Source organism: Allobaculum fili, assembly GCF_020969955.1.
Classification (GTDB): domain Bacteria; phylum Bacillota_I; class Bacilli_A; order Erysipelotrichales; family Erysipelotrichaceae; genus Allobaculum; species Allobaculum fili.
The window spans coordinates 1-831 of the sequence record NZ_JAHDSX010000093.1 but is presented as its reverse complement, the minus strand read 5'-3'; the positions used below and the strand labels follow the sequence as shown (position 1 = coordinate 831).

The window sequence follows — 831 nt, the reverse complement described above, 5'->3', positions numbered from 1 at the left end:
AAATGTGAAAGTCTTTAGATGATTTAAGGCACGACGAAAAGCCCTCCTTGCGAAGGGAAATTTTTCTTAGCCGTCATCATTTGTATTTTGCGTTATACCAACAATGACTTGGTTGTTTTTTCTGCCAGTTGAAGGGGAATTCCAATCTGTTTAAGCAGGATCTGCACCTTTTCAATAAGAACTGGATCTGATTCTTTTGTCAGTTCAACCCGTTCTACGGCCGTTTTCTGAATTTCGTGGACGTTCTCCAATTCCACGAAATTCTCGGCTTCGGTGCAGCTGTTTTCTTCAACCGTCTCGTTCTCAGCCGGGACCGCTGTATTCGATACATCAGATTCATCACCGGGCCGGAAAAATTCTCCGGTTCGAAGCATGTGATAGGCTGCTGTCATCATTTTTCTCGCAATAGCCACCAGAGCTCTCTTCTTGCCGCGTCTGCCAGAAATGGCTTTATACTTATTGCCAAAATATGGATTTTTAACGGCGTTGAGAGCGCACTGAATCAGTACAGGCTTCAGGTATCTCCCACCCTTTCCTATCTTCACTGATTTGTGCTTTCCGTTACTCTGATTACTTGCGGGACAAAGGCCGCACCAGCTTATAAAGTGCTTCACGTTTACGAAGCAATCCATTTTCGGACCGATTTCGCCGAGAGATGGGAAATCCCAGGAATTGACTCCAGAAGTTCAAGCTGGCTCTTGAAAGGTTCAAGAGTTTCTTGCATCATAGATTCGTAGTCTTGAATCTGCTTAGCCGTATGGTCAATTCTTTGATAGGCGGATTTGAGCTCAAATTTCTGCGAGGGGGAGAACTTGGCGCCGGCGAACGCTT

Annotated in this window: 2 protein-coding genes; both read right to left on the bottom strand. The window is 45.4% G+C overall.

The window, feature by feature from the left end; translation table 11 throughout:
• Positions 1-92: 92 nt before the first annotated feature.
• Entirely contained in the window at positions 93-632 is a 540-nt protein-coding gene (locus Afil_RS10635; RefSeq protein WP_230268532.1) for a transposase, read from the bottom strand.
• Positions 617-831, bottom strand: a 215-nt coding sequence (locus Afil_RS10630; RefSeq protein ID WP_230268531.1) for a hypothetical protein, incomplete at its 5' end; no start/stop codon positions are given. The genes Afil_RS10635 and Afil_RS10630, both read right to left, overlap by 16 nt.

Coding starts and splice junctions, on each gene's coding strand:
- Afil_RS10635 (WP_230268532.1), bottom strand. CDS start 632: ATGGATTGCTTCGTAAACGTGAAGCACTTTATAAGCTGGTGCGGCCTT.